Source organism: Bartonella sp. AP21QHHD (genome assembly GCF_042196205.1).
GTDB lineage: Bacteria > Pseudomonadota > Alphaproteobacteria > Rhizobiales > Rhizobiaceae > Bartonella.
In genome coordinates this window covers 1-3606 of record NZ_JBHIPT010000026.1, presented here as the reverse complement: position 1 = coordinate 3606, position 3606 = coordinate 1, and the positions used below count along the sequence as shown (strand labels likewise).

2 protein-coding genes and 1 pseudogene are annotated in these 3606 nt (G+C 36.9%); all 3 read left to right on the top strand.

Going from position 1 to position 3606, the window contains the following annotated elements:
- A partial coding sequence (locus ACFIMC_RS02570) for a YadA-like family protein (protein ID WP_375685637.1) occupies positions 1 to 1324 on the top strand: 1324 nt, incomplete at its 5' end.
- Between the two features lie 387 nt (positions 1325 to 1711).
- A complete protein-coding gene (locus tag ACFIMC_RS02565) occupies positions 1712 to 1834 on the top strand; it encodes a hypothetical protein (protein ID WP_375672163.1) in 123 nt (40 codons plus the stop codon).
- A gap of 707 nt (positions 1835 to 2541) precedes the next feature.
- Positions 2542 to 3606, top strand: a pseudogene (locus ACFIMC_RS02560) (hypothetical protein); the annotation flags it as partial.

Here is a 3606-nt window from a genome sequence, read left to right as displayed (position 1 = left end):
TGTTAAGGCTGGTTCGATTACAGCGACCTCAACTGATGCGATAAACGGTTCTCAATTTCATTCCATGAGCAATGTCATTGCTAGATACTTTAGTGGTGATGCTGGATATGATGAAGAGGGAAACTGGAGTGCTCCTAATTTTACAGTTAAAGTCTTTGATGAGAATGGTAATGGAGCTGAAACGCACTATGGAAATGTTGCGGAGGCATTTTCTGGTGTAAGCAGTTCTTTTACAAATCTTAATAAAAAGATCGAAAGTGTGACAGGCGATAGTTTTATTAAGCAAAATAGCGCTGGGCTTATTACCATTGGGGGAAGCAAAAGTGGCGATAGAATAGATATTGGAAACAATATTAATACTCCACGAGTTCTCTCTGGTGTTAGGGGTGGTGCATTTACGAAAACATCGACCGAAGCAGTAAATGGTAGCCAGCTTTATTTTATGACTCAGGCATTTGCAAATTATTTTGGCGGTGGTGCTGGATATGATGAAGAGGGGAAATGGTCAGGTCCTACTTTCACGGTTAAAGTCTTTGATAAGGATGGTAATGAGAGTGAGAAAAAATATAATAATGTTGCAGATGCCTTTGCTGGCGTAAATAGTGCTTTCACAGCTTTGAATAATCAGATTATTGATATAAGGGATGGCGCTGCTATTGGTGAAAAACCTAAATTGGGAGATGGTCATTCGGATATTATTTCAGAAGGCTTTCCTTTTATGAGAAAATTAACCCGTTCCATAGATGAGTATGACATGGATGAGGAGGAGAATGACATAGACGAGGAGGATCTTGCGGTTAGCTATGATACCGATGATAGCGGAAAGAAAATCAGTAGCATCACTCTAAAAGGTGTCGATGACAGTGAGCCTGTTTTGATTACTAATGTTAAAGATGGAAAAATTGAACATGGCTCTAAGGACGCAGTGAATGGTGGTCAGTTATACGATCATACCGAGGAGCAGATGAAGATTACTCTTGAAAGTGCGAAAAAGTATACGGACGATCAAGTCAATAATGGTGTTAACGAGGCAAAATCCTATACCGATATGAAGTTTGACGCACTAAGTTATGATATTACGAATGTGCGCAAAGAGGCTAGGCAAGCAGCGGCGATTGGTTTGGCAGTGTCTAACTTACGTTACTTCGATGACCCAGGATCTGTGAGTGTTTCATTTGGTGGCGGTTTTTGGCGTGGACAATCTGCTTTTGCTATTGGTGCAGGTTATACATCTGAAGATGGCAAGATTCGTTCTAATCTATCAGCAACCAGTGCCGGAGGTCAGTGGGGAGTAGGTGGTGGAATAACTCTGAAATTAAAATAACACCAGAGAATATGAAAAATTACAATTTAAGTGAAGTTTTGCCCTTGTCTGATGAGACAAGGGCAAAATTTTATATTATAGAGAAGTAATATTTTACAGAGGAAGCCTTAGAGTAGTATACTTATAAAGTCTCATAACAATGTATTCTATAATAAGAATCTTAGTGAGATTGATTTTAGTGAGAAGTGAAGCACTTTAACAAAAATTTTACAAACACAGAGTAATTCTGTCATATAAATTGATAGAGTGCGTAATCGCACAGTATTTTAAAACTGTACGTTCTATAATTTCATCGATAGAAAATATCCATTGGGGGATACGTTTAAAAAATTAAAAATCCCATTTTATTATTTTATTTATTTGCTCTTGTACATAGCAGTAGTAATCATGAGGTACGCAACAGCGGCAATTATTAGTAAGACTCATTTTGATCAAAATGGGATGCCTCAAACAAACTATGAAACAGAACCTCTAGGCAAGTCTATAATGCATGGAATCTATGAATTTTAAAGTTATAAGGATATTTCACGATTGTATAAATCGGAAAGACTCATTCTGTAAAAATAGTTAAATTCATTTTTCTCTTGCTATTTTACTCAATAGTCTATAAAACCATAAAAATAGTCTTTAGTAAGACTCATTCTGGTAAAAACGGAAAAAGTTCTCGCAAAGGGAGGTGCGAAGAGTTATGGAAAAATCACATAATCATCCTCATTTTATCTTAAAGCTCTTAAAGAGAAAAAAATCTAGAACTCGAGAGTACGTCTCACTTATCACTATGATAAAAGTGCAATGATTTCACAACAAGCACTCTACGTCATTCACCAGACGACTTAACCGTTTCCTGCAATAACACCTTATAGCCTCTTAAACATACAAAAAGAGCTCTTTCACTTTAAAAACCATAAACTGCAGATCTAACAATAACGTGCAAATATGTCTTCTTCATATCCGTTCCATCTATTTCCTCACCCTAAAATTCAGGAATCTTGTTACAAAAAAAACTTCTTACAGTCGGAAAAAATTAAAAAACCATTAACAAAATCATTGATCAACGTTAATCGCAACCTTGCCAGAGCCCTAACTACTTCTGTTCGCCTCTGCGACAAACCTAAACTTTGTAAAGAACAAATAAAATCACATCCCAAAATCATCCCTAGCGCTGAAATATGTTTTTTTTATGTTCTGAATATGTTTTTTTACTTGGAGGATTTGTTATGAAAAAATTATATACCACATCAAAAGCGCCGGTGGTGAGTGATTTTAAAAATTCTTACTCGCTTTATCGATTACAGTTTATTAAAGCGCTTTCATTGGCTTCAGTGATTATCTTTTTATCAAATGTTTCTCCTGTTGCTGCTAATACTCAGATTTTTAATAACATATCAAACGATTTTAGTGGCGGTACAAATGTGCTTAAAGCTATTCCACCAGCCTATGTTGTTGGCAGTAAATTATATCAAGATAGTGGCTCTGCATTTATAGAGGATGAAGATGGCTTCAGAGATTTAAATCCTAATATTAAGTTTCAAACGCAACGTGCATTTGATACTGCATTTGCGGGTAAGCAAAGTTCTAAGAATGTAGCGGATGCATTTTCTCGTGTGAATAGTGCTTCCACAAGTTTAAATCATCAGCTTGTTGAGATAAAGGAGCCCTCTGCTATTGAAGAGAAACAAAATAATTTATTTCAAGGTGATGATCAGCATAAGAATATAGGCAGCTTTCCTCTTTTGAGAAGCTTACCCAGTGCACTAAACCGAACGGATGAGGAAGGCACGATAACTATTTCTGCTAAATCACCATTAAAAAAAATAAGTATTCTGAATAGTAACGGTGAAGCTCGGTTTCTTTTGGATGTTGCTGCTGGTTCGATTACAGCGACCTCAACCGATGCGATAAATGGTTCCCAGCTTTATAGTCTTGGCACCAAGGTTGCATCATCTTTAGGAGGTAGCGCTAGCTATGAGAATGGCACATGGACTTCTCCTACTTTTACAGTTAAGAGCTTCACAAAAGATGGAGATGTTTCTGACTCGACTTATAATGATGTCGCTTCAGCCTTTATCGGTGTTGGTGATTCTATCGCGAATATTAAAAATGAGATTGAAAAAGGAATTGCTGGTGAAAAAAGTGACTCTTTGAACTGGAATGAATCTAAAAGCGCCTTTGTAGCGACGCATGGAAAAGAAAATAGCAGTAGCAAGATTACATCTCTTGCCAATGGAGATATTACTTCAACCTCAAGCGATGCTGTAGCGGGCAATCAGCTTCATAGTCTT